Below are 23,001 nucleotides of genomic sequence, written 5' to 3'. Positions count from 1 at the left end.
ACATGAGCAGCCAACCCCCGGACCTGGTCCGGGCGATCCGGCAACAGGCGCATCCGCTGCAGGGTCTGCGCGACGTCGCGCCCATCATCGAGCGCATCGGCGACGCGCGCCTGGTGCTGCTCGGCGAGGCGACCCACGGCACGCACGAGTTCTACCGCCTGCGCGCCGAGATCACGAAGCGGCTGATCCTCGACAAGGGCTTCGACGCGGTCGCGGTCGAGGCCGACTGGCCCGACGCGCTGCGCGTGAGCCGCTACGTGCAGGGCCTGTCGGACCTGGACAGCGCCGACGAGGCGCTCGGCGGCTTCATGCGCTTTCCGCGCTGGATGTGGCGCAACGAGGAGACGCGCGACCTGGTGGAGTGGCTGCGCGGCCACAACGACTCGGTGCGCGAGCCGCTCGGCCGCGTCGGCTTCTTCGGGCTCGACCTCTACAGCCTGCACAACTCGATGCACTCGGTGATCCGCTACCTCGAGAAGGTCGACACCGAGGCGGCCCGCCGCGCGCGCAGCCGCTACGCCTGCTTCGACGGCCTGTCGCTCGAGCCGCAGGAGTACGGCTTCTCGACGAGCGCGGGCCTGACCGAGGACTGCGAGCGCGAGGCCGAGCAGCAACTGCGCGAGATGTCGGAGGACCTCGCGCGGCGGCTGCCGGCCGACGCGCCGGGCGGCGCCGACGAGCTCTTCTACGCGCAGCAGAACGCGAAGGTGGTCTGCAACGCCGAGCGCTACTACCGCACGATGTTCGACGGCCGCACCCATTCGTGGAACCTGCGCGACACGCACATGGCCGACACGCTGGCGGCGCTCGAGGAGCACATCGCCCGGCAGCGCGGCCGCCCGGCGAGGATCGTCGTGTGGGCCCACAACTCGCACATCGGCGACGCTCGCGCGACGCAGGCGGCGCAGCGCGGCCAGCTCAACCTCGGGCAGCTGGTGCGCCAGCGCGCCTGCGCGCCCGGCGAGACCTTCCTGCTCGGCTTCACGACCCACACCGGCACGGTCGCGGCCGCCTCGGACTGGGGCGAGCCCGCCGAGCTCAAGCCGGTGCGGCCCTCGCGCGACGACAGCATCGAGGGCCTGCTGCACGACAGCGAGCTCGACGCCTTCTTCCTGCCGCTGCAGGGCGAGCTGGCGCGGCCGCTCGCGGCGAGCCGGCTCGAGCGGGCGATCGGGGTGATCTACCGCCCCGACAACGAGCTGATGAGCCACTACTTCCGCGCCTCCCTGTCGGAGCAGTTCGACGCGGTGGTGCACCTGGACGAGACGCGCGCGGTGACGCCGCTGGACCCGTCCTCGCTGTGGCAGCCGCGCACCGAGCCGGAGACCTACCCGACCGGCATCTAGCCGTCATCGGCGTCGCCCCGGCGAGGGGCGGCGCCGATGCGGCGCATGCGGGGGCGTGCGCCGGCCGCTCTGCTCAGGCGCTCACCTCGGGAATCGTGCCGGGAGGCGTGATCTCCGGGCCCGTGGTGCCGGGCGTGATCTCGGGCGCCGTCGAGGGCGGTCCGACGTCCGGGGGCGATGCGGGCACGATCTCGGGTGCCGGCGAGGGCGGCTGGATGTCGGGACCGATCGGGTTCGGCACCACGTCGGGACCGGGCCTCGAGGGGGACGGCGAGGGGGCGACGTCGGGTCCCGGCCCGGCTTGGCCGGTGAGGAATTCGCTTGTCATGTCGGGAATCTTCCTTGCGTGGGCACCGACGGCGCTGCCGTCGGTGCGGAAGCACGGCGTGAGCCGGGCGCGGCGGGGGGTCGGATGGCGGTGGCCCTCGTCGCCAAGGGATGCCCGATCCCGCCGCCGCCTCACAGGCGCGCGCCCGCCTGCTCGGACGTCATCAGCGGCGTCTGGCCAGGGCGCTGTGCCGCATCGCTTGCCGGGACGCCGGTCTCGATGAAGGCTTTCATCCGCCGCAGGTCGTCCGCCAGCTCCTGGTCCGGATTGCGGCCGAACAGCGAGGCGACCGCATGGCCCAGCGCACCGGCCGGCGGGCGATAGCCCATGTGCACGGTGGCGCGCGTGCCATGCCCCGACGGCTCGAGCCGGACCATGCCTTCGTGCTGCACCTGGCTGTCGGGCTCGCTGTTCCACCTCAGCAGGCGCGGGCGCTCGCTGGTGACGAGCACCGAGTCGAACTCTACCCGGCTGCCCGCCGGCCCCTTGACGACCCAGTGCGAGCGCCTGCCGCCGAGCGGGCGCACTTCTTCCACGTTCGACATGAAGCGCGGGAAATTCTCGTAATTCGACCAGAGGTCGAACACCGTCTCCATCGGGGCATCGATCTCGATCGACTGGCTCACCTCGATCCGGCTGTCTGCCGCGCCTTGGCCCGAGCCGAAGCGGCGCCAGGCATACGCCGCCGCGGCCGCGCCGGCGAGCAGGGAGAGCAGTCCCACGCCGCCGGTGCTGTGAGGCATGGATTCCTGCAGGTCGAGGTCGAGGCGGTGGCCTCGCCGGGCGTGCGGCAGGAGGCCGGCTTCCGGCCGCATGCGATGCGGGAGATCCGTCATCGCGTTGCCGAGCCGGGCGCGGCGCCTGCGGCCTCGATCCGGGTCCATCAGGTACATCGCCAGTGCGCCGATCGCGGCGCTGGCGGCCAGCTGGAGAGCATCTTTCCGTGTGTCCATGGTTCCACCTCGTGTGCTGAAGCGTGCTGAAGCCTCATCCCGGGCAAGCGACGTTCCAGGGGGGGGCCCACGACGCCGCGCCCGGCAGCGGGCCGCGGGCGCAGGAAGGACCCTGCTAGGCGCTCGCGGCGGCCAGCGGCAGCCACACGGTGAAGGTGGTGGAGACGCCCGGCGTGCTCTGCACCTCGATGCGGCCGCCGTGGCCGGTCACGATGCCCTGCGTGGCCGCCAGGCCCAGCCCCGTTCCCTCCCCGACCGGCTTGGTGGTGAAGAAGGGCTGGAACACGTCCCCGAGGTGTTCGGCGGCGATGCCGCAGCCATGGTCCCTGACGCGCAGCCGCGCGCTCGGACACTTGAGCGGGCTGCGGTCGGCGGGGAGCGCGTCGAGCAGCAGCTCGACGTCCTGGGCCCCGCGGCCCCGCAGCGCGTGGCCCGCGTTCCTCACCAGGTTGAGCAGCACCTGCTCCAGCTGGATCACGTCGGCCGCGACCTCGCACTCCTGCGCCACCTCGATGGCGAGCCCGACCGGCGCCGGGAGCGCCAGCTCGAGCAGCGGGCGCAGCTCGTGCAGGAAGGACCCGAGGCGCAGCGCGACCGGCCGGGACGGGGTCTGGCGAGCGTAGTCGAGCAGCTGCCGAACCAGCGTGGCCGCCCGTTCCGAGGCCTGGAGCGCGCGGCTCAGGTGGCGCTGCTGCCGCGAGTCCGCGGGCGCGTCCAGCAGCGCCAGCTCGAGCGAGCCCCTCAGGGTGCCGAGCAGGTTGTTGAAGTCGTGGGCGACGCCCATCGCGAGCATCGAGCCCAGGCGCAGCTTGTCGTTCTCGCGGATCCGTTCCTGGATCCGCCGGTCGTGCGTCACATCGGCGAGGTAGCCGCTCCAGCGGATGCGACCGTCGGGCAGCCGGCGGGGCACGGCGTTGATCTCGCACCACATCGGCTCGCCCTCCGCGCGGACCAGGCGAAGCTGGCAGCTGCCTCCGGTGTTGCTGGCGGCGGCGCGGCTCGCCAGGGCCCTCAGCCGTTCGCGGTGCTCAGGTGCGATGCCGCGCAGGAACAGGCCGGCATCGCGGCACAGGTCCCGGGGAGTGCAGCCCACGAGTTCCGCCAGCTTCTCGCTCGCGTACCTGAAGACCGGGGACGCTCCCCTCGCATCGGTCTCGAGATGGAAGCTCATCGAGGCGCGTGCCTTCGCTGCCATCTCCCGGCGCACCAGCTCCTGGCTCAGCAGCGCGGCCAGGTCCTGCAGCGTCTCCTCGTCCTGCGGGGCGAGTTGCCGGGCCTTCTGATCGATCACGCAGAGCACGCCCAGGGGGACGCCTTCGCTCGAGCGCAGCGGCACGCCCGCATAAAAGCGGATGTAGGGCGCCCCGGTGACCAGCGGGTTGTCGAAGAAGCGCTCGTCGCGCGTGGCGTCCGGCACGACGAAGGTGCCCTCGCGGTGAAGCGCATGCGCGCAGAAGGACAGGTCGCGCGGCGTTTCCGCGACCTGCAGCCCGACCCGGGACTTGAACCACTGGCGGTGCTCGTCGATCAGCGTCACGAGCGCGATCGGTGTGTCCAGCAGGCGGGCCGCCAGGCGGGTGACGCGGTCGAAGCAGTCCTCGGGGGCGGAGTCGAGGATGTCGATCGACGACAGCAGCGCGATCCGGGCGTCTTCGTCTTCGGTCAGGGGTGCGATTCGCATGGAGTTCCGTGTCGGACGAGGCCGGTGCCCCGGCTGTCCGAGGCCTGGGGATGCCGGAGGGCGCACCGGCCGTGCGCGGTCCGTGCGTTTCCGGCCCCTATTCTGCGGCTTCGCCTTCGTTTCGGCGTGCTGGGGCGGACCCCGAGCCCGCACAGGAGCCCGCCGCCATGGGGCAGGCCTGCGGAAGAATTCCCGGGTCTGCCTCGAGCCGGAGGGGCCCAGGGGCGCAGGCGCCGGGAACGCTGGGCGGAGCGGAATAACTTCTTGAAGTGGAAATATCCGGTTCCAATATGTAACAACGATGGGCAGGATGGTGTTTTCTTGCCGATCAGGAAACATCCTGGAACATGGAGGCGCTCGACTCTTATCATGCGCCCCTATCGGGGTCTTGGCTTGCCGCAGCCTCGAAATCGGCAGAGAGTTTCAAGCCCGGATCCCGATCCGGAATGCGCGATTTCCGATATGCCGCATGGCGGCTATTTCACCTGGAGGTTGTTATGCTCAAGGTCTTAGGCTCCATCGTTGCGCTGAGTGCGCTGTTGTCGCTTCCCGCGGCCGCTGAACCGAGGAAAATGACGAATGCCCAGCTCGACGAGGTGGTGGCAGGCACCTACACCCCGCCACCGCCGCCCTATTGTCCACCAGCGATTCCGACCAACTGCCGTGGCGGGGTCTGCGGCAACAACGGCTGGGGCAACGGGGCGGACGCCTCGAATCCGGGCAGTGGCTCCGGCGCCACCTCTCCTTCCAAGCTGGCCAACTTCAACCTGCCGCCCGGAGCGTCAAGGATCAACACCAATCCGACCGGATCCACAGGCCGGTGACTGCTGATCGAAAACCGGAGAAGGGGCGGAAGGATTTCCGGCCCTTCTTTCCATTATTTTCATGAAATCGAAATTCCTTCTCATCGGGCTGCTGGTGTTTTCCGCGGCCGTCCAGGCGGAGCGCCCGGTGCGCTCGCTGCTCGAGCGCCGCCATGAAAACGTGATCATCCAGCAATGGGACAACAGTTGCGGTGCCGCGGCGCTCGCCACCGTTCTGACTTATTACAGGAATTTTCCCGTTTCGGAAAAGCAGGTTGCGCACGGCATGCTGCGCCGCACCGACCCGCTGCGCGTGCGCTACCGCGGCGGCTTCTCGCTGCTCGACATGAAGCGTTACGTCTCGCAGCTCGGTTTCGAGAGCGAGGGCTATGAGGGCATGGGGCTGGAGGATCTGGCCGGCGCGCTGCCGATGATCGTGCCGCTGCAGCTGCGCGGGTACCCGCATTTCGTGGTCGTGCGCAAGGTGGGGGAAGGCACCGTGTCCATCTCCGATCCGAGTTTCGGAAACTACGAGATGCGTCAGGACGAATTCGCGGCGGCGTGGCCCGGGCTGGGCTTCGCGATCACCGGGAGGCCAGGGAATGGGAGTCCGTGAGGTGGCGAGATCTTGTCTGGTGGGGGTGGCGCTGCTGGCCTCCTCGTCCCTGTGGGCACAGGGCCTGGAGGACCTGCAGCGACGGCTGGCCGAGAAGGAGGCCGAGAACCGGCGCCTGCGCGAGCGCGTCGAGATGCTGGAGCGGGAACTGACGCCGCGGCGGATCGCACCAGCGCGTGCGGAGCCTGCTGTCCCGGAGGGTGCCGAGGAGGACGTCAACCGCGCGCTCGAGCGGGCGCTGGTGCGCGAGAACGGCTTGCTGCTCTCGGCCGGCACCTTCGAGCTCGAGCCGAACGTCGTCTATTCGCACCTCGACGACGGCAGCTCCGACTTCCGCCGCGACTCCTTCGGTCCCGGACTCGTGTTCCGGATGGGCCTGCCCGCCCGGCTGCAGTTCGACGCGGCGCTGCCCTATGTGTTCGAGCGGCGCCGCGACGACACGGCCTCGATGCGCAGCGCCGACGGCATCGGCGACCTGAGCGTCGGCCTGTCGCGCCAGTTCCTGAGCGAGGGGCCGGCGCCGCTGAGCCTCACCGGGCGGCTCGGCTACCAGGCTTCGACGGGCCGCAACACGCTGTTCGAGAGCCCGCGGCCCGTGGCACTCGGCAGTGGCTTCGATGCGCTCCAGGCCGGGCTGACCGCGGTGAAGCGCATGGACCCCCTGGTCCATTTCGGCAGCTACACCTTCACCCATGTCTTCGGCCGCACGAGGAGCGGCCTCGACGTGCGGCCCGGCGACAGCCACGAGCTGCGCTTCGGCACCGCGCTCGCAGTGAGCCCCGCTGCCTCCTTGAGGGCCGCCTTGAGCCTGTCCTTCTTCGAACGCACGAGGATCGAGGGAATCCGGATCCCGGGCAGCGACGATCCTCTGGCGATGCTCGAGCTCGGCGGGGCCCTGGTGCTCAACTCCTCGACTGCGCTGGACGTGCTGGTGGGCGCCGGCCTGACCGGGAACGCCCCCGACTTCCGGCTGAGCGTCGCCTTCCCCTTCCGCTTCTGAAGGCGGAGACCGGGCCGCCGCCTCTGCAGGAACGACCTTCCTGTTCAGCTGCGATCGCGGGGCCGGGACGCAGCATTCCGGTTTAAACCCGACCCTTGCCACCTCCTCCGGGACCGCGCCCCTAGCGGCGGCGGTCGTGCCAGCGCTGCCGCAGCGCCACCCACTTGCGCTCCAGCCACAGCGTGAGGCGGCCGACCGGGCCTTGCAGGAAGGGGATGTCCTGCGCGACCAGCAGCAGGCCGATCGGGATGAACTCGAAGCCGAGGATCGGCAGGAAGCCGAAGACGCCGCCGGCGATCAGCAGCAGCCCGAGCGGCAGGCGGATCCAGCGCGAGCCGGGGGAACGCAGCCAGCGGATGGCGCGCGAGACCCGGTCCGGGGTTTCGCGCTCCAGGCCTTCGTAGGCCCGGTCGAGGTCCTTGCGTCCGTCGTCGCTCATCGTCGTTCCGGCACCCGGGCCGGCTCTCCTGTGAAGGGGGATCCGCGGTTCCTGCAAGCAGGGTGCCCGGCTTGCGTCAGTCCGCGTCGCCGCCGTCCCCGGCCAGGAAGCCGATCGGCGGATGGTCGCGGGAGCCCGAGATCAGCAGCACGAAGGCGTGCGGAATGCGGATGCTGCGCAACTGCGGCTCGCCGGGGCGGAAGGTGCGCATCTCCAGGTAGTGGGCGTGCGTCTCGTCGATCTCGGTGCACAGGAACTGCAGCATCGGCGGCTCGGCGTCGCCGGGGACCCGGCAGCACCACTTCTCGAGCAGCGCGCGCTCGCGCGCCGGCAGTTCGGAGCGCAGCACGACGCTGAACTTCTGGATGGGGTCGGACATCGGGGCTCCTCGGTCGTCGTGGTGTGCAGGGGGCGATCGGCGCAAGGTCAGCGGCACGCGATCTCGAGCACCTCGCCGGGCCGCAGCACGCAGGCCGCGCCCCGGTGGCGCATCCGCAGGCCCGTCGCGTCGCCCTCCTCCACCGAGGCGCGCAGCGTGGTGCCGCGCAGGTGCAGGCGCAGCCGGTGGCCACGGATCCACACGGTGGTCGCGAACTCCTCGAGCGCGGCCGGCGGCCGCGGGTCCAGCCAGACGCCGTCGGCCTCCAGGTGCAGCCCGAGGTAGTGCCGCTGCAGCACGTCCCAGGTGCCGGCCATCGCGCCGAGGTGCAGGCCCTCGTGGGTGCTGCCGCTCGCGCCGGTGCCGAGGTCGGTGTGCAGCGCCTGCCGGAAGTAGTGCCAGGACAGCTCCGGGTCGACCGAGGCGAGCGCCCCGGCGCAGACCACGCGCGACAGGCTCGATTCGTGGCTCACATGGGCGAGGTGGTGCCGCACGGTGCGCTCGTACCAGCCGCGCGCGAGCCGGTAGCCGAGGTGCGCGACCAGCGCCTCGCAGTCCTCGCGGCCGAGCAGGTGGCACAGCATCAGCACGTCGGCCTGCTTCGTGACCTGGTAGGCGTTGACCGACTCGCCCTGCGCGTCGAGCCACCAGTCCTCGCGCATTCCGGGGTCGCGCCGCGGCAGCGGCTCGGCGTCGACCGGGCGCAGCCGCTCGTAGCCGTCGAACTGCTCGATCAGCCCGCCCTCGTGCAGCGGCAGCTTCAGGCGGCGGCTGATCTCGTCCCACTGTGCCAGCTCCGCGTCGCGCAGCCCGGTCGCCTCCTTCAGCCGCCGCCAGTCCCCGGCATCGAGCCGCCGCGGCAGCGCGCTCGCGCAGCGCAGCGTCCAGGCCGCCATCGCGTTGGTGTAGGCGTTGTTGTCGAGGCCGGGGCGGCTCGCGCCCGGGTAGGCGTCGTGGTATTCGTCCGGCCCGATCACGCCGCGGATCTCGTAGCGTCCGCCGCATTCGTGCGGCGCGGCGATCGAGGCCCAGAAGCGCGCGATCTCGACCAGCATCTCGCCGGTGGTGCCGAGCAGCAGCGCCCGGTCGTCGGTGGCGAGGTGGTGGTGCCAGAGGTTGTAGGCGACGGCCGCGCCGATGTGGCGCTGCAGCCGGGTGTGGTCGCGCTTCCAGCGACCGGACGGCGGGATGAACTGCCAGGGCGGCGTCTCCTCGGCGCCGCTCGCCGCGCTGCGCCAGGGGTACATCGCGCCGCGCAGCCCGGCCTGCCGCGCGGCGGCACGGGCGGCGCCGAGCCGGCGGTGCCGGTAGCACAGCAGGCCGCGCGCGATGTCGGGCCGCCGCGGGCTGAGGAAGGGAAAGGCGAGCAGCTCGTCCCAGAAGACATGGCCGAAGTAGGCCTCCTGCCAGCCACGCGCCGGCAGCCCGACGTCGAGCGCCGGCGTCAGCGGCGAGGCGGTCTGCAGCAGGTGGAAGGCGTTGAAGCGGCAGATCCGCTCCAGCTCCGGGTCGCCGGGCGCCTCGGCATGCACCCGGCTCCACAGCCCGCCCCAGGCCTCGCGCTGCGCGGCGGCGGCCTGCTCCCATGCGGGAGGATCGGGCGGGGCCCCGTCCTCCTGGCGCGAGACGAGCGCGTGCAGTTCGAGCTGCAGCTCCTCGCCGCGGCGCGCCTCGCGGCGGCACTCCTGCCACAGCGCCTGCGGCTCCTCGCCGCGGTGCCCGGCGGGCTCGCCGTCGACGCGCAGGCGCACCGCGATGCGCAGCGCGCGGCGGCCGTCGGCGGTGCTCGCGAGCACCGCCTGCCCCTCCGGCACCGGCAGCGGCCGCACGTCGACGCGGCGGCCCTCGTAGGCGCGGCTGCGCCCGACCTTGGCGTTGCCGCCCTGCAGCGGCAGCCAGGCACGCACGCGCAGCGGGCCCGTCCAGTTCAGCGGCCGCACGCGCCAGCGCAGCAGCGCGAGCCCCGGCTGAGCGAGGCTCGCGAGCCGCTCCTCGTCGATGCGCGTCTCGCGCCCCGCGGCGTCGCGCCACACCAGCTCGCGCCGCGAGAGGCCGTCGCGCATCTCGAGCACCTGCCGGTAGTGCAGCAGCTCCACCCCGTCGATCGCGAAGGCGGCGTCGTCCCCGCCGGCGTGCAGGCCGAGGGCCAGCGGATGCGGCAGCCGCGCGAGCGACGCGATGCGCGCGGTCTCGCCGTTCACCTCGCGTGGCGACTCGTCGTAGAAGCCCGCGACGTAGAGGCCGGGGTAGTGGCGCGGATCGGCCGCGCCGTCGCGCTGCGCGCCGACCACGGCCTCCGGCGCGCAGCCGCGCAGGAAGAACAGGCCGTTGCCGAGACCGAGCAGCGACTCGCGGCGCGTCTCGTCGTCGGCGTCGTAGTGCTCGAAGACGACGCGCCAGGCCTCGTCGCCCGTGTCGGCCGGGACCGGGCCGCTCACGCCGGCTCCGGCCAGGCGCGCACGCCGGGCTCGACCGTCTTCAGGTGCGCGTCGAGCGCCTCGCGCGACGGGTAGGCGGGCTGCGAGCCGTAGCCGGTCACCGCGAGGTCGCTGCACGCGACCGCGAAGGCCGCCGCCTGCACCGGCTCGCGCCCCTCGAGCAGCGCCACCGCGAACGCGCCGGTGAAGGCGTCGCCGGCGCCCGTCGCGTCGACGATCTCGACCCGGCCGGCCGGCACGTGCTCCATCCGCTCGCCCTGCGCGACGAGGCAGCCGCCGTCGGAGAGCTTGATGCACACCATGCGCGGCCCCAGCGCGGCGAGCGCGCGGGCCGTCTCGGCGACGCCGCGCGCACCGGGCGTGGCGACGCCGGCGAGCTCGCGCGCCTCGCTCTCGTTGGGCGTGAGCGCATGCACGCCGCGCAGGTCCTCGCGGCCGACGTGGCGCGGGAAGGACGGGTCCACCACGGTGCGCAGGCCGCGCTCGTGCGCGGTGCGCAGCGCGGCGCGCACCGCCTCGGGCGCGATCTCGAAGTCGGCCACCAGCAGCGCTCCCGGGTCCGCGGTGCGGATCGCCGCGCAGCTCGCCTCGATGTCCTCGGCCTCCCAGCCCAGGTTGGCGTTGCCCGCCAGCACGATGCGCTTCTTGCCCGAGGGCGGCACCATGATCATCGACACCGCGGTGGCGGCGCTGCAGGTGCGGCGCACGCTCTGCACGTCGACGCCGGAATCGTGCAGCGAGCCGAGCGCCTGCGTCGCGAGGTCGTCGCAGCCGACGCGGCCGAGCAGCAGGGCCGGATGGCCGAGCCGGTGCGCGAGGTAGGCGACGTTGGCGGCCTTGCCGCCGCTCAGGCGCCGCAGGTCGTGCGCCTCGAGCGTCTCGCGCTCGCCGGGCTCCTCGTCGACGCGGACCTGGAAATCGGCATTGATGCTGCCGAGCGATATCAGTGGAGGGCTCATCGGTGGACAGGCAGGGCGCGGCGACATGCCGCGACGCCCCGGCTTCAGCAAGCGGCGCGCCCGTCTCCCGGCCCGCGTCCGTCAGCGCGCCCCGGGCGGCTCACGGCGGCGGCGCCGGCTGAGCCAGGCGGTGAGCCCGGCCGGCTCCGGCACCGCTTGCGCGAGCCGGCGCGGCCGTCCGAGCTCGGCCGCGACCGGCTCGGCCGCGAGCCAGCCGGAGCGCACCGCGCTCTCCATCGAGAAGGGCAGCCCGGTGCGGGTCCAGTCGCCGGCGAGCAGCAGTTGCCGCACCGGCGTGCGCGTGGCGGGCCGCAGCCGCTCGGTGCCGGGGCCGGCCCGGGGAATCGCCATCGGCACGCGGTGGACCGCGGCGTGGCGCAGCCGCGCCTGGCGCGCCCCGGGATGGAACTCGGCGATCTCGTCGAGCGTGCGGCGCACCACCTCCTCGTCCGGGACCTCGCCGAAGCGGGCGGCGTCGATGCAGTTGCTCGCGATCACCGAGGGGCGGTCCTGCCAGCCGGCGCGGATGTTCGAGAGGTCGTAGAAGTCGCAGTTGAGGTCCTCGGGCGACCAGCGGCGCGCCCAGAACTTCTCGTCGCCGAGCTTGCGGTCGAACCACAGGTAGCTGCTGATGTAGGCGCTCGGGCGGAAGCGCGCCGCGGCGCCGAGGCCGGGCCAGGTGCCGGGGGCCAGCACCTCCAGCAGCGCCTGCGGCGGCAGCGCGCAGACGCACCAGCGCGCCTGCAGCCGGCTGCCGTCGTCGAGCACGAGCCCCGAGAAGCCGCCGCGCTCGAGCTCTACGCGCCGCACGCCGGTGCCGAGCCGCAGCTGCCCGCCGTCGCGCGCGATCTCGCGCAGCGCGGCGTCGGCGAACAGCTCCGACAGGCCCGTCGCCGGGAAGCCGAAGCAGTAGCCGCTGCGCACCGCCATCATGCGGAAGAACCGCATCACGCTCGCGGCCGAGCAGTGCTGCGCCGGCGCGGCCAGCAGCGAGATGCAGGCGGTGGACCAGAACCAGTCGATCAGGTGCTCGCTCACGCCCATGCTGCGCAGGAAGCTGCGCGCGTCGAGCCCGTCGAGCGTCAGCAGGTCCTCCTCCTCGCGGCGCACCGCCTGCCACGCGACGCGGCGCAGCGACCACAGGTCGCGCAGCGACAGCGAGCGCAGCGCGACCGGCAGGTTCACGAGCTGATGCAGCGGCGGCATCGCCGACGAGGATTGCATCCTCAGCACCTGGCCGTCCTCGAGCAGCGTGATGAGCGGCTGCGCCTGCCAGACGACGCGCTCGCGCGTGCCGAGCGCGTCCATCAGCGCGAGCATGTTGCGGTACTCGCTCAGCAGCACGTGCGGGCCCAGGTCCACGCTGTCGCCCGTCGCCGGGTCGATCCAGCTCGCCGCGCGGCCGCCGACGCGGGCCGCCTTCTCCAGCACCGTCACCCGCAGCCCCAGGCCGCGCAGGCCGACGGCACAGCTCAGGCCGGCGAGGCCGGCACCGACGATCACGACATCCGTTTTCTCCGTCTGCATCGCTTCCTTTCCCGAAGACGCGCCGAGGCGGCCTCGGGCAGGAAGCGTCCGAGCAAACGCGGCGCCCGCGGGCGGCGGCGGGCGAGCCAGAGCCCGTAGAGCGCGAGGTTGACGGCGACGACGAGGCCGCCGAGCAGCAGCTGGATCGAGGGCGTCAGTCCCTGCGGATAGATCAGCGGCAGCAGGTAGTGTTCGACGAAGCCGCCCTCGTAGCCCCGTTCGCCGGCGAGCGCGCGCAGCCGGTTCTCCAGCGGCGTGAGCGGGCAGATCGTGCCGGAGAACTCGACCCACGCGCCCCACAGCACCGCCGGGACGTGCAGCCAGGCGAGCCGCGGCCAGCGCCACAGCAACGCGGCGCCGCCGACGACGAACAGGATGAAGGCGAGGTGCAGCCAGACGAGGGCGTCGGCGGCGACGGAGAGGAGCGGGTTCATGGAAGGCCGGTTGGGAAGGCGGTCGGGCCCGAGCGCAGTGTCGCCGTTCGCGCGCGCCGATGTCCGCGCAGGGTGGAGGCCGTCGGGAGCGGGCGCGTCTCACCATTGCACACAGGGCGGGTACGCGATCTGCTGCCTCCGGGGGGACGGCCGCCTCGAGGCCGTGCTTGCTTCCCGCCTGTCGCATCTTGCGGCACGGATGCATCACGCACTGCGCGGGCGGGCCGAGACACCGATCGCGTCGATCCCGTGCGATCCCGAACCCGAAGGAGAATTCCATGAGAAGGATGATCAATCCCCTTGCCGCGGCAGCCCTGGGCGCGGTGGCCATGTACTACCTGGATCCCGATCGCGGGTATCGCCGCCGCGTGCGCATGCTCGACGGGATCGACCGCATCTCGCACGAGGTCGGCAATTTCATGCACGAGCAGAGCCTGCGCGCCGCCGACCAGGCGCGGGGGCTGGCGAGCTCGGCGAGCCGGCCGTTCGTGGCGGCGGCGGGGGCCCTCGGCTCGATGCGCGAGCGCGTCGACGAGGTCTCGTACGATGCGGGCGACTACGCGCAGGACCGCGGCCACCGGTTCGCGGACCGGGCCCGCGAGCTGGCGGCCTCGGCGCGCCGGCCGTTCTCGCGCGCCTCGGAGGCCGTCGACGACTACCTGTTCCGCCAGCGCGTGCGCAACGAGGTCGACCGGGTGATGGAGGACCGTTCCGACCTGATGGACCGGGCCGAAGCCGAGATGGCCGAGATGCCGCGCAGCGGCTCCCTGCTGGGCGGCCTGATGAAGGTGATGGCGCTGTGCGCCGCGAGCGCGGCGGCCATGTACTACCTCGACCCGCAACACGGGCGCCAGCGCCGGACCATGGTGCGCGACCGCTTCGACACGATGACCCACGATGCCGGCGACTACGCCCGCGCCAAGGGCCGCATGGCGGCCGACCGCATCAAGGGCGTGGCGTCATCGGCAAGCGCGCCCTTCGCGGGCATGCGGCAGTCCCGCAACGACCGCAAGCTGCAGAAGCAGCTCAGCTCGCAGCTCGGCCGCTGGGTCAACCAGCCCCAGGCGATCGAGGTGGAGGTGAGCCAGGGCGACGTGTGCCTGCGCGGCCATGTGCTCGCCGCGGAGCTCGACACGCTGCTGTCCGCGGTGCGCGCGATGCCCGGCGTGCAGCATGTCGACAACCAGCTGGAGGTGCACCAGGACGCGGGCGCCATGCCCGCGCTGCACCACGGCGCCAACCTGGCGCTCGCGGACCGTTCGGGCACCGGGCGGACCGGAGACAGCGGCGTGGTGCATTGAGCGGCAAGCGGCCGCCGCGCGGCGGCCGCACCGGCATCGGCCGGCGCCGCGCAGCCCGCAGCCGCGTGGTTTCGCCGCGTGGTCAGCCACCCCCGCGCACGAGCCACTCCCCGAGCGTGCCGATCGCCGACATCACGAAGGAGCCGGCCAGCGCCCAGCGGAATCCGTCGATCGTCAGCCGGTCCGTCAGCGCGTCGACCAGCTTGAGGATGATCGCGTCGATGATCCAGCGCGTGATGAACGCGAGCAGCCAGGCGATGCCCAGGGTCGCGACGGTGAAGAAGGCGAACAGCAGCCAGCCGAGCAGGACGTTGAGGACGCCGATCAGCGCCGCCACCATGATCGCGCTGCCGAAGCTCTTCACGTGGAATCCGGGCAGCAGGTAGGCGGTCAGCCAGACTGCCAGCGTGAGGATCAGCCAGGAGAGCAGGAGCGTCATCGTGAGGGCCTCGAGGTGTCTTGCGGAGGGACCGCGCGCCGGCGTCAACGGCGGCTGGCTTCGCAGCGAAGGTGATCCGGGCACCCAAGCGGTTCCCGTCGCGCGCAAGACCAGCAAGAGCCATGCCCTTGCGATCCGGCCGCAGGAGCCGGGGCGCGCAGCAGTCCCGCTGCATCTGCGGCCGGCAAGCTCTTGCGGGATGGCACGAAAGTCGGCGAGCGATTTCAGACTTGAGACCGCAGGGTTGTTTTATTTGACTTCGGTGATCACGTAATCCTTGCCGGACTGTACGAAGCTGAACTCGACAGATTTGCCCTCCGTCAGCTTGCTCAGTTGGTCCTTGTCCTTCACCTTGAAACCCATCGACATCGCCGGCCAGTTCATGCTCTTGACCGGACCGTGGGCCAGGGTCACCATCCCGGTCTTTGCGTCGACCTTCTTGACCGTGCCCTTGGCGGTGTGGATCTTTTCTTGTCCTTCCGCGGCCGGGGACATCTTTTCCATCTGCATGCCCTTCATGCCGTCCATCTGCATGCCTTTCATGCCGCCCATGTTCTGGTCGGCGAAAGCGGTGGCGTGGGCTCCGATCAGGGCAATAGCGATGGCGTAATTGGCGAACTTCTTCATTTCCAATCCTCTTGGCTTGAATATTGTCGAAAGAGAGGAGTCGACGTCCTTTTGACGGGGGACGTCGACCATGAGCCGGGACTCAATTCCCGCGCATCATCCGGTGGCACTCAGCCATCATTCCCATGCTTGGCTCCATCGGCATCTGCCCGCTCTTCATGCCGGGCATGCTGTTCATGGGAGCGGTCTTGACCGGTTGGAGTGCGGTCACGGCAAGCGTTCCGGCCACGGGTGCAAGCAGGAAGGCAAAGGTCTGTCCTGTCGCGATCCGCGACAGGTCGACCGACTCGTGCACGGGGAAGTCCATGGTCATCGCCGGCATGCCGATGCTGGGGATGTCCTGGTGGTCCACGGTCAGCAGGCGTGCGCGGGTGTCGACCCCGAGAACCTGGCCGACGGCCAGGTGCACGGACTGCATCGCCGCGTGGGGCTGGGGCGGCGCTGAGGGCTGCGGGGCGGCGGCGCAGGCGGCCAGCGTCGTCATGAGCGCGAGCGCGCCCGGCAGCAGGCGGGTGAGTTTCATGTGAAAGCTCCTGTCGGAGGATGGGGAGCCGACCGGCCGGCGAAGGCCGGTCGGCTTTCGGCCAGGGCCGGTCTCCGGCCCTGTGCGGGTGGGTCAAAGCGGCTTTGCGGAGAGCTCGTCATCAGTCGCGGGCAGGGGCGCCCTTTCCTTGGTGCGGCGCATCAGCAGGTACGCGGCGGGGATCACGAACATCGACAGCAGCGGCGCGGTGATCATTCCGCCCACCATGGGCGCCGCGATGCGCTGCATCACCTCGCTGCCCGTCCCCCCGCCCCACATGATCGGCAGCAGGCCGACCAGGATCGTGAGCACCGTCATCGCCTTGGGGCGTACGCGCAGTGCCGCACCTTCGCGGATCGCGTCCAGCAGGTCGGCCCTGCTTTCCTCGCCGTTCTCCCGGCGCGCGTCCCAAGCCTGGCGGAGATAGAGCAGCATGATCACGCCGAACTCCGCGGCGACCCCGGCGAGCGCGATGAAGCCCACGGCCCCCGCCACCGAGAGGTTGTAGTCGAGCAGCCACAGCAGCCAGATGCCGCCGACCAGGGCCAGGGGCAAGGTGGCCATGATCAGCAGGGCCTCGTCCATGCGTCGGAAGGTCAGGTAGAGCAGCACGAAGATGATCAGCAGCGTGAAGGGCACGGCGATCCGCAGCTTCGCGGCGGCGCGCTCCAGGTACTCGAACTGGCCCGACCACGAGACCGAGTAGCCCGCGGGCAGCTTCACTTCTTCAGCCACCGCACGCTGCATGTCCTGCACCGCCGAGCGCAGGTCGCGCCCGCGGATATCGACATAGACGAAACCTGCCAGGCGGGCGTTCTCACTCCGGAGCATCGGGGGGCCGTCGCTGACGCGGATGTCCGCCACGTCGGACAGCACCAGGCGCTGGCCCCGCTCGGTGATGATGGGCAGCTCGCGCAGGCCGGACAGCGAGTCCCGGACCTCGCGGGGGTAGCGCACGTTGATCGGGAAGCGCTGCAAGCCCTCCACCGTCTCGCCGATGTTCTCGCCCCCGACGGCGCTCGCAATGAGCGACTGGACGTCGGCGATGTTGAGCCCGTAGCGCGCGGCCGCATCCCGCTTGATCGCGACATCGACGTAGCGCCCGCCGGTCAGCCGCTCGGCGAGCGCGCTGCTCACGCCGGGCACGTCCTTGAGCGCCCGCTCGATCTCGCCGGTGAGCCGGTCGATGGTGGCGATGTCCTGCCCGGCCACCTTCACGCCCACCGGGCTCTTGATGCCGGTGGCGAGCATGTCGATGCGGTTGCGGATCGGTGGCACCCAGATGTTCGACAAGCCGGGCACCCGGACGATGCGGTCCAGCTCCTCCACCAGCTTGTCCGGCGTCATCCCCTCGCGCCACTGCTCGCGCGGCTTGAACTGGATGGTGGTCTCGAACATCTCCAGCGGCGCCGGGTCGGTGGCCGATTCCGCACGACCGGCCTTGCCGTAGACGCTCTGCACCTCGGGCACCGTCTTGATCAGCCGGTCGGTCTGCTGCAGCAGTTCGACCGCCTTGGCCGCCGACAGGCCCGGCAGGGCCGTCGGCATGTAGAGCAGGTCGCCCTCGTCGAGCGGCGGCATGAACTCGGTGCCGATGTGCTGCAGCGGCCACAGGCTTACCACGAGAAAGGCGCCCGCCACGGCAAGCGTCGTCCTGGGCGCCTGCAGCACGCGCTCGAGCAGCGGCCGGTAGGCCGCGATCAGCCAGCGGTTGAGCGGGTTGGCCTGCTCCTTCGGAATCCGCCCGCGGATCAGATAACCCATCAGCACCGGGATCAGGGTCACCGCCAGTCCGGCCGAGGCCGCCATCGCATAGGTCTTGGTGAAGGCCAGTGGCGAGAAGAGCCGCCCCTCCTGCGCTTCGAGCGTGAAGACCGGGATGAAGGAGAGCGTGATGATCAGGAGCGAGAAGAAGAGCGCCGGCCCGACTTCGACCGCCGCGTCCCCGATCACGCGCCAACGTGCCTCGCCTTCGAGCCTCCGGCCGGGATGGTCGTGCTCCCATTGCTCGAGATGCTTGTGCGCGTTCTCGATCATCACCAGCGCCGCGTCCACCATCGCCCCGATCGCGATCGCGATGCCGCCCAGCGACATCACGTTTGCGTTCACGCCCTGGTAGTGCATGACGATGAAGGAGATCAGCACGCCGAGCGGCAGCGAGACGATCGCCACGAGCGCGGAGCGCAGGTGAAAGAGAAAGGCCACGCAGACGAGGGCGACGACGACGAATTCCTCGACGAGCTTGTGCGTCAGGTTCTTCACCGCGCGCTCGATCAGGCCCGAGCGGTCGTAGACGGGGACGATCTCGACGCCCTCGGGCAGGCTCCTTTGCAAGTCGCCGAGCCTGGCCTTGACGGCCTGGATGGTCTCGAGCGCGTTCTTGCCCGAGCGCATCACGATCACGCCGCCCACGGCCTCGCCCTCGCCGTCGAGCTCGCCGATGCCGCGCCGCATCTCGGGGCCGAGCTGCACCCGTGCCACGTCGCCCAACCGCACCGAGACGCCGGCCTCGGTGGTCATCAGCGGAATCGCGCGGAAGTCGTCCAGGGTCTGCAGGTAGCCGGAGGCGCGCACCATGTACTCGGCCTCGCCCATCTCCAGCACCGCCCCGCCCGCCTCCTGGTTCGCTCGCCCGATGGCCTCGATCACCCTGCCATGCGGTATTCGGTAGGCCGCCAACTTGGCCGGGTCGAGAACGACCTGGTACTGCCGCACCATGCCGCCGATGGTCGCCACCTCTGCCACGCCGGGGACCGTCGCCAGCTCGTACTTCAGGAACCAGTCCTGCAGCGCCCGCAGCTGCGACAGATCCTGCGTGCCGCCCCTGTCGACGAGCGCATACTGGTAGATCCAGCCGACGCCGGTGGCGTCCGGGCCGATCGAGGACTTGGCCGTGGGCGGCAGGCGCGACTGCACCTGGTTCAGGTACTCCAGCACCCGCGAGCGTGCCCAGTAGAGGTCCGTGCCGTCCTCGAACAGCACGTAGACGAAGCTGTCGCCGAAGAAGGAGTAGCCGCGCACCGCGCGGGCGCCCGGCACCGACAGCATCGTCGTCGTGAGCGGATAGGTGACCTGGTTCTCGACGAGCTGCGGCGCCTGGCCGGGGTAGCTCGTGCGCACGATCACCTGCACGTCGGAGAGGTCGGGCAGCGCGTCGAGCGGCGTGCGCAGCATCGAGACCAGGCCCCAGGCGCTGATCATCAAGGTCGCCAACAGCACCAGGAAGCGGTTGGCGATCGACCAGCGGATCAGACCGGCGATCATTTCCGCCCTCCCCGGGGCTGACCGCCCGGCGGGGTGCCCAGGGGCCGGACCGAGGTGATCTGCGGCACGTCGTCTTCCTGCATCCGGAACTCGATCTCGATGCGCTGGCCCGGGGAGAAGTCGGCGGATTTCTGCCCGGGCGGCAGCCGGAAGTCCATCGTCATGGCCGGCCACTTCAGGCTCGGAACCTCCGGATGGGTGAGGGTCGCCGTGTCGCCCTCGACCGCCTCGACCAGCGCCTCGGTGCGGTGCACGCCTGCCGAGCCGGCAGCCGGCTCCGCGTCGAGCCGGGCCTCCAGCCCCCGGAGGCTTGCCTCGGAGTCGATCAGGAACTGCCCGGAGGTGACGACGCGCTGGCCGGCTGCGAGGCCGCGCCGGATCTCGGTCTTCCCGCCGAGCTCGCGCCCGATCTCGACCTCTGCCGGCTTGAAGCTGCCGCCCTCCCCGGCGACCATGACCACGGAACGCCTGCCCGTCTGGATGACCGCCTCGCTCGGCACGACCAACGACTTGTCTGTGTTGCTGCCGGTGAGCTCCATCTGCACGAACATGCCCGGCACCAGCTGTCCCCGGGGATTGTCCAGCTCCATGCGGGCCTTGAGCGTGCGTGTCTCCGCGCTCACCTCGGGCAGCAGGGCCTGCACGCGGCCTTCGAAGACCTGGCCGGGAACGGCAGGACTGGTGGCCTGCACCCTGGCGCCGGGGCGCAGCTGGGCGGCCTGGCTTTCCGGCACCTCGGCGTTCGCCCAGACGCTCGAGAGGCCGTGCACGCGGGCGAGCGTCATGCCCGGCATCACGGTCATGCCCTCGCGCACCATCAGCTCCGCCAGCACGCCGCCGATGGGTGCAGTGACCGTGACTCGCGTGTGCAGTCGTCCGCTCGATTCCACGCGGCGGATCTGCTCCTCGCTCATGCCCGCCTGGCGCATGCGCTGGCGCGCGCCCTCGACCAGGGGTGCGAGGTCCGTGCCCTGCATGCGGCGCAGCGCCAGGTACTCCTCCTGGGCGGCGACCCAGTCGGGAACATGGAGCTCGACCAGGGGCTGGCCCTTCACGACCCGGTCGAGCGTGGCCCGCACGTGAAGCTTCTCGACGTAGCCCATCGCGCGGGCTTGCACGACGGCCTGCTCGCGCTCGTTGTAGGCGATCGAGCCCACCGCGGAGACCTGCGGCGCGAGCGTCGCCTCGACCACCTCCGCCGTGCGCAGTCCCAGGTTCTGCTGGATGCGCGGACTGACGGTGACGCTGCTCGCGTCGGCGCCCTCGCTGCCGGCGTAGGCGGGCACCAGCATCATGTCCATGAAGGGCGACTTGCCTGGGGCCTCGAACTTCTTCCCCGGCACCATCGGGTCGTGGTAGTGCAGGATCCTGCGGCCGGTCACCGGGTCCACATCGCCGGCCTTGAGTCCTTGCTTGACATGGCGGCGGGTGGCCTCCTCGCCCTGCGGCACCGTCCAGTTCGAGGGATCGACCGCCGAGCCGGCCGCGACAGGAACTGCCGCGCTTGCGGCCGCGGCAGGCGCGGCAGCCCCCATGTCCATGCCATGGCGCATGCCCAGGTTGTAGAGGCCATAGGCCGACGCGCCGAGCACGCCGGCGACCAGCAGACCGATCACGAGTTTCTTGTAGTTCATCTTCACTTCTCCGCGTTCTCCGGGGTGCGCGGGACGGCGCCGCTCTCGTGTTCCGGGGGCACCAGGTACTCCAGCTGCGCCCACAAGCCTGCGGTTTCCATTTCCATGCGCAGCCGCTCCATGCGGGTATCGATCTCCATGCGCCGGGCGTCGAGAACGGCGGCGAGCGGCCCCGTGCCCCCGCGGTAGGCAGCCAGCGCCGCACGCGTGCGCTCGGCGGCCAGCGGGATCAGGCTGCGGTCGTACAGGTCGAGGCGTTCCAGCTGGCTGCGCCAGGTCTGATGCCAGCGACGGACCTCGGCAAGGTGCTGGCGCTGCATCTCCGCGCGCTCGGCACGCATCTGCTCGGCCATGGCCAGCCTGGCTGCCAGTTCCCGGTCCTGGCGGTTCTTCTGGTTCCACTGCAGCGGCACCGAGACGCCCAGCGAGACCATGTTGGAGTAACTCGGGCCGCGCTGGCTGTACATGAGTTCGACGTTCACGTCGGGCCGCTTGTCCTGGCGCGCGACCTCGGCTTCGGCGCGGGCGACCGCTTCGCGAGCCGCCATCACCTCCAGCTCCGGGTGATGGTTGACCAGCCCCTCCAGCGTGTGCGGCTGCAGATGGGTCTGCGTGATGGGGGGCTGCCCGGCGAGGGGCTGCTGGGCCAGGGGGCCGATCCAGCGGGCCAGGTCGATGGTCGAGTTGAGGAGCTCGGCATCGGCCTGCCGGATGCGGTCCTCGATCTGCGCAAGCGCCGAGCGCGCCATGAAAGCGTCCGCCTGCATGCTGCGGCCGGAGCGATAGAGGGCGTCGGCCGCCTCGATCTGCAGCCGCGCCTCATCGCGCTGGGCCTTCAGCAGCTCGACCATCTGCTGCCTGTAGTAGCGATCGAGCCACGCCTGGGCGGTGTCGCGACGCAGCCGGGTGAGTTGCAGCGCCCGCATCTCGCGGGCCACCTCGGCCTCGCGCTCGAACCGGGCGGCGCGGGCCTGCCGCTTTTCATCGGGAGAGAACTCCTGCATCACGCCGACGGAGCGCATCGTCATCTCCATCTGCGTGAGACTGAATCGTTCCGGGCCGCTGACAGGGACGTTGCTCACTCCGACGCTGAGCATCGGGTCCGGCAACTGACGGGCGGCCACCGCCATGTCACGGGCTGCGCTGGCCGCCGCGTCCTGTGCCACGAGCGCCTGCGAGCGCTCCCGGGCGGCCCTCAGGGCGAAGTCGAGCGTCAAGGGCCCGGCGGGCGGCAGCGCCTGCGCCACCGCTGCGCCGGAGAGGCCGCCGTACAGGGCAAGGACAGCGAGAACGGTCGCGGTCAGAGTGCGAAATGCACCCGGTCGTGGCGAACGAGAGGATCGGTCCTGCGTCCGGAAGGACGCACCGACATTGAAAAGCTCCATGAGCTGACTCCGGGCAGACTTGTGCGACGGCGCAAATCATTCGGCCGGGCGCACGAACGGCAACCCCTCGTGCGCAAGGGCACGCGCGGGATGGCGCTTGAGGGCTGGGGTGGGGAGCTCAGCTCAGCGTTGGCGGACGCCACACGCTGGAGGGGTCAGAGGACGGGTGAAGCCCGGGAGGGGCCGGGACCAGACTCGAGGGGGGAAGCCGCCCGAGGCCCCCGACAGGCGGCAGGACCAGGAAGGCTTGAGCCAGCTTGCAATCCTGCCCGGTCTTGCAGGTCTTGCCCGTGGTGCCGGCAGTCTCGGCGTCGTTGCAGCAGTCGGCCTCCATGGCCGCCATGTCGGAGGCGGCCTGGTAGGCGGCTTGCTCCATTGGGCAGGGCTGGTCTGCGAAGGCGTGCGCGTTCGCGAACCCCTGGAGAGGGATCGCGAGGCAAAGAAGCAATGCCAGCAGAACACGCATCCTTAAACTCTACCACAGGAGGCTCCGCCCTGCTGTGTGCGATCGATTCAAGGCCCAATATTCGGCGGATCGTTCGAGGAGAAATGCAGGCATGGATTTTGGGGGCTTTGTGGAGAAAAATCTGGAAATGAGGATGGATGGTCGGATGAGTGCGGTGATGATAATGACGGTCCTGCGGTGTCTCGTCCTGCCTGGCGTACTTTTTCCGGTAGGGGAGATTGCAATCGAGTATCTTTTCCTGGACAAGAATAAAAGGGATTGACCCTTGATTGCCGGACTGGAGCAGGAGTCTTTGCAGTCGGCGTTTGATCAGCGGCAGGAGTCGCTGAGTATTCCCGCCCCGTCCGCTCAAGGAGCGGGGGGAGTAACTGCCGACGGGCGAACCACACGGCCAGCGGTGGCGGCTTTGTTGCGCAAATAGATTGAGAGCGAGATTCCCCTGACCCCGGACGGAGTTAT

The 23,001-nt window shown here is 70.8% G+C and carries 20 protein-coding genes and 1 pseudogene; 5 read left to right on the top strand and 16 right to left on the bottom strand.

Annotated elements, in window-relative coordinates; genetic code table 11:
- Positions 1-2 precede the first annotated feature (2 nt).
- Positions 3-1,346, top strand: a complete 1,344-nt coding sequence (locus tag D3A59_RS11465) for an erythromycin esterase family protein (RefSeq protein ID WP_119155067.1) — start codon at positions 3-5, stop codon at positions 1,344-1,346.
- 73 nt (positions 1,347-1,419) lie between these two features.
- Here D3A59_RS11465 and D3A59_RS25365 read toward each other — a convergent pair whose 3' ends face one another.
- From D3A59_RS25365 to D3A59_RS11455, 3 genes are all read right to left on the bottom strand, one after another.
- Positions 1,420-1,674, bottom strand: coding sequence for a hypothetical protein (locus D3A59_RS25365; protein ID WP_157991496.1), 255 nt, complete (start codon positions 1,672-1,674; stop codon positions 1,420-1,422).
- A gap of 131 nt (positions 1,675-1,805) precedes the next feature.
- Positions 1,806-2,627: an SRPBCC family protein gene (locus tag D3A59_RS11460; protein ID WP_119155066.1), complete on the bottom strand. Its 822-nt coding sequence runs from the start codon at positions 2,625-2,627 to the stop codon at positions 1,806-1,808.
- Between the two features lie 115 nt (positions 2,628-2,742).
- Entirely contained in the window at positions 2,743-4,308 is a 1,566-nt protein-coding gene (locus D3A59_RS11455) for an ATP-binding protein (protein WP_119155065.1), read from the bottom strand.
- A gap of 347 nt (positions 4,309-4,655) precedes the next feature.
- Here D3A59_RS11455 and D3A59_RS25360 point away from each other — a divergent pair, with 347 nt between their 5' ends.
- The 3 genes from D3A59_RS25360 to D3A59_RS11445 all read left to right on the top strand — a co-directional run bounded on the left by D3A59_RS25360 (position 4,656) and on the right by D3A59_RS11445 (position 6,727).
- Positions 4,656-5,132: a hypothetical protein gene (locus D3A59_RS25360; RefSeq protein WP_157991495.1), complete on the top strand. Its 477-nt coding sequence runs from the start codon at positions 4,656-4,658 to the stop codon at positions 5,130-5,132.
- A gap of 61 nt (positions 5,133-5,193) precedes the next feature.
- Positions 5,194-5,727, top strand: a complete 534-nt coding sequence (locus tag D3A59_RS11450; RefSeq protein ID WP_119155064.1) for a C39 family peptidase — start codon at positions 5,194-5,196, stop codon at positions 5,725-5,727.
- Positions 5,714-6,727 (top strand): hypothetical protein, encoded by a 1,014-nt coding sequence (locus D3A59_RS11445; RefSeq protein WP_157991494.1) that lies wholly within the window; start codon positions 5,714-5,716, stop codon positions 6,725-6,727. Before D3A59_RS11450 ends, D3A59_RS11445 begins: the two co-directional genes overlap by 14 nt.
- A 121-nt stretch (positions 6,728-6,848) precedes the next feature.
- Here D3A59_RS11445 and D3A59_RS11440 read toward each other — a convergent pair whose 3' ends face one another.
- The 6 genes and pseudogenes from D3A59_RS11440 to D3A59_RS11415 all read right to left on the bottom strand — a co-directional run.
- Positions 6,849-7,166 carry a hypothetical protein gene (locus tag D3A59_RS11440; RefSeq protein ID WP_119155062.1) on the bottom strand — a complete coding sequence of 106 codons (318 nt, stop codon included), beginning with the start codon at positions 7,164-7,166 and terminating at the stop codon, positions 6,849-6,851.
- Positions 7,167-7,242: 76 nt separating this feature from the next.
- A complete protein-coding gene (locus D3A59_RS11435) occupies positions 7,243-7,545 on the bottom strand; it encodes a hypothetical protein (RefSeq protein ID WP_119155061.1) in 303 nt (100 codons plus the stop codon).
- A 47-nt stretch (positions 7,546-7,592) separates the two neighbouring features.
- Positions 7,593-9,983, bottom strand: coding sequence for a glycoside hydrolase family 65 protein (locus D3A59_RS11430; protein WP_170162336.1), 2,391 nt, complete (start codon positions 9,981-9,983; stop codon positions 7,593-7,595).
- On the bottom strand, positions 9,980-10,942 hold the full coding sequence (locus tag D3A59_RS11425) for a ribokinase (RefSeq protein WP_119155145.1): 963 nt from the start codon (positions 10,940-10,942) through the stop codon (positions 9,980-9,982). Before D3A59_RS11425 ends, D3A59_RS11430 begins: the two co-directional genes overlap by 4 nt.
- Before the next feature lie 81 nt (positions 10,943-11,023).
- Entirely contained in the window at positions 11,024-12,469 is a 1,446-nt protein-coding gene (locus D3A59_RS11420) for a hydroxysqualene dehydroxylase (RefSeq protein ID WP_119155059.1), read from the bottom strand.
- Between the two features lie 71 nt (positions 12,470-12,540).
- Positions 12,541-12,903 (bottom strand): annotated as a pseudogene (locus tag D3A59_RS11415) (DUF2784 domain-containing protein); the annotation flags it as partial.
- Positions 12,904-13,181: 278 nt separating this feature from the next.
- Between D3A59_RS11415 and D3A59_RS26685 the strand changes: the two are divergent.
- Positions 13,182-14,204, top strand: coding sequence for a BON domain-containing protein (locus D3A59_RS26685; RefSeq protein WP_157991493.1), 1,023 nt, complete (start codon positions 13,182-13,184; stop codon positions 14,202-14,204).
- 82 nt (positions 14,205-14,286) lie between these two features.
- Here the strand turns inward: D3A59_RS26685 and D3A59_RS11405 are convergent, their stop codons facing one another.
- The 7 genes from D3A59_RS11405 to D3A59_RS25825 form a co-directional block, all read right to left on the bottom strand.
- On the bottom strand, positions 14,287-14,643 hold the full coding sequence (locus D3A59_RS11405; RefSeq protein WP_119155056.1) for a phage holin family protein: 357 nt from the start codon (positions 14,641-14,643) through the stop codon (positions 14,287-14,289).
- Between the two features lie 249 nt (positions 14,644-14,892).
- Positions 14,893-15,270, bottom strand: a complete 378-nt coding sequence (locus D3A59_RS11400; RefSeq protein WP_119155055.1) for a copper-binding protein — start codon at positions 15,268-15,270, stop codon at positions 14,893-14,895.
- A gap of 82 nt (positions 15,271-15,352) precedes the next feature.
- Entirely contained in the window at positions 15,353-15,793 is a 441-nt protein-coding gene (locus D3A59_RS11395; RefSeq protein WP_119155054.1) for a copper-binding protein, read from the bottom strand.
- Between the two features lie 93 nt (positions 15,794-15,886).
- The gene (locus tag D3A59_RS11390) at positions 15,887-19,057 is read right to left on the bottom strand and encodes an efflux RND transporter permease subunit (RefSeq protein ID WP_119155053.1); all 3,171 of its coding nucleotides are present in this window, start codon (positions 19,055-19,057) and stop codon (positions 15,887-15,889) included.
- Positions 19,054-20,691, bottom strand: coding sequence for an efflux RND transporter periplasmic adaptor subunit (locus D3A59_RS11385; protein ID WP_119155052.1), 1,638 nt, complete (start codon positions 20,689-20,691; stop codon positions 19,054-19,056). The genes D3A59_RS11390 and D3A59_RS11385 overlap by 4 nt, the downstream gene beginning before the upstream one ends.
- Before the next feature lie 2 nt (positions 20,692-20,693).
- On the bottom strand, positions 20,694-22,076 hold the full coding sequence (locus tag D3A59_RS11380) for a TolC family protein (RefSeq protein WP_119155051.1): 1,383 nt from the start codon (positions 22,074-22,076) through the stop codon (positions 20,694-20,696).
- Between the two features lie 118 nt (positions 22,077-22,194).
- Positions 22,195-22,542: a hypothetical protein gene (locus D3A59_RS25825; RefSeq protein WP_119155050.1), complete on the bottom strand. Its 348-nt coding sequence runs from the start codon at positions 22,540-22,542 to the stop codon at positions 22,195-22,197.
- Positions 22,543-23,001: the final 459 nt, after the last annotated feature.

The organism is Caldimonas tepidiphila, assembly GCF_003569765.1.
Classification (GTDB): Bacteria; Pseudomonadota; Gammaproteobacteria; order Burkholderiales; family Burkholderiaceae_C; genus Caldimonas; species Caldimonas tepidiphila.
Note: the sequence above shows the minus strand (reverse complement) of the source record. Positions and strands in the feature narration are given on the sequence as shown.

Excerpts from the sequence above, each read along its gene's own strand:
- D3A59_RS11465 (WP_119155067.1), top strand. The coding sequence starts at position 3 with ATGAGCAGCCAACCCCCGGACCTGGTCCGGGCGATCCGGCAACAGGCG.
- D3A59_RS25365 (WP_157991496.1), bottom strand. The coding sequence starts at position 1,674 with ATGACAAGCGAATTCCTCACCGGCCAAGCCGGGCCGGGACCCGACGTC.
- D3A59_RS11460 (WP_119155066.1), bottom strand. The coding sequence starts at position 2,627 with ATGGACACACGGAAAGATGCTCTCCAGCTGGCCGCCAGCGCCGCGATC.
- D3A59_RS11455 (WP_119155065.1), bottom strand. The coding sequence starts at position 4,308 with ATGCGAATCGCACCCCTGACCGAAGACGAAGACGCCCGGATCGCGCTG.
- D3A59_RS25360 (WP_157991495.1), top strand. The coding sequence starts at position 4,656 with ATGGAGGCGCTCGACTCTTATCATGCGCCCCTATCGGGGTCTTGGCTT.
- D3A59_RS11450 (WP_119155064.1), top strand. The coding sequence starts at position 5,194 with ATGAAATCGAAATTCCTTCTCATCGGGCTGCTGGTGTTTTCCGCGGCC.
- D3A59_RS11445 (WP_157991494.1), top strand. The coding sequence starts at position 5,714 with ATGGGAGTCCGTGAGGTGGCGAGATCTTGTCTGGTGGGGGTGGCGCTG.
- D3A59_RS11440 (WP_119155062.1), bottom strand. The coding sequence starts at position 7,166 with ATGAGCGACGACGGACGCAAGGACCTCGACCGGGCCTACGAAGGCCTG.
- D3A59_RS11435 (WP_119155061.1), bottom strand. The coding sequence starts at position 7,545 with ATGTCCGACCCCATCCAGAAGTTCAGCGTCGTGCTGCGCTCCGAACTG.
- D3A59_RS11425 (WP_119155145.1), bottom strand. The coding sequence starts at position 10,942 with ATGAGCCCTCCACTGATATCGCTCGGCAGCATCAATGCCGATTTCCAG.
- D3A59_RS11420 (WP_119155059.1), bottom strand. The coding sequence starts at position 12,469 with ATGCAGACGGAGAAAACGGATGTCGTGATCGTCGGTGCCGGCCTCGCC.
- D3A59_RS26685 (WP_157991493.1), top strand. The coding sequence starts at position 13,182 with ATGAGAAGGATGATCAATCCCCTTGCCGCGGCAGCCCTGGGCGCGGTG.
- D3A59_RS11405 (WP_119155056.1), bottom strand. The coding sequence starts at position 14,643 with ATGACGCTCCTGCTCTCCTGGCTGATCCTCACGCTGGCAGTCTGGCTG.
- D3A59_RS11400 (WP_119155055.1), bottom strand. The coding sequence starts at position 15,270 with ATGAAGAAGTTCGCCAATTACGCCATCGCTATTGCCCTGATCGGAGCC.
- D3A59_RS11395 (WP_119155054.1), bottom strand. The coding sequence starts at position 15,793 with ATGAAACTCACCCGCCTGCTGCCGGGCGCGCTCGCGCTCATGACGACG.
- D3A59_RS11390 (WP_119155053.1), bottom strand. The coding sequence starts at position 19,057 with ATGATCGCCGGTCTGATCCGCTGGTCGATCGCCAACCGCTTCCTGGTG.
- D3A59_RS11385 (WP_119155052.1), bottom strand. The coding sequence starts at position 20,691 with ATGAACTACAAGAAACTCGTGATCGGTCTGCTGGTCGCCGGCGTGCTC.
- D3A59_RS11380 (WP_119155051.1), bottom strand. The coding sequence starts at position 22,076 with ATGGAGCTTTTCAATGTCGGTGCGTCCTTCCGGACGCAGGACCGATCC.
- D3A59_RS25825 (WP_119155050.1), bottom strand. The coding sequence starts at position 22,542 with ATGCGTGTTCTGCTGGCATTGCTTCTTTGCCTCGCGATCCCTCTCCAG.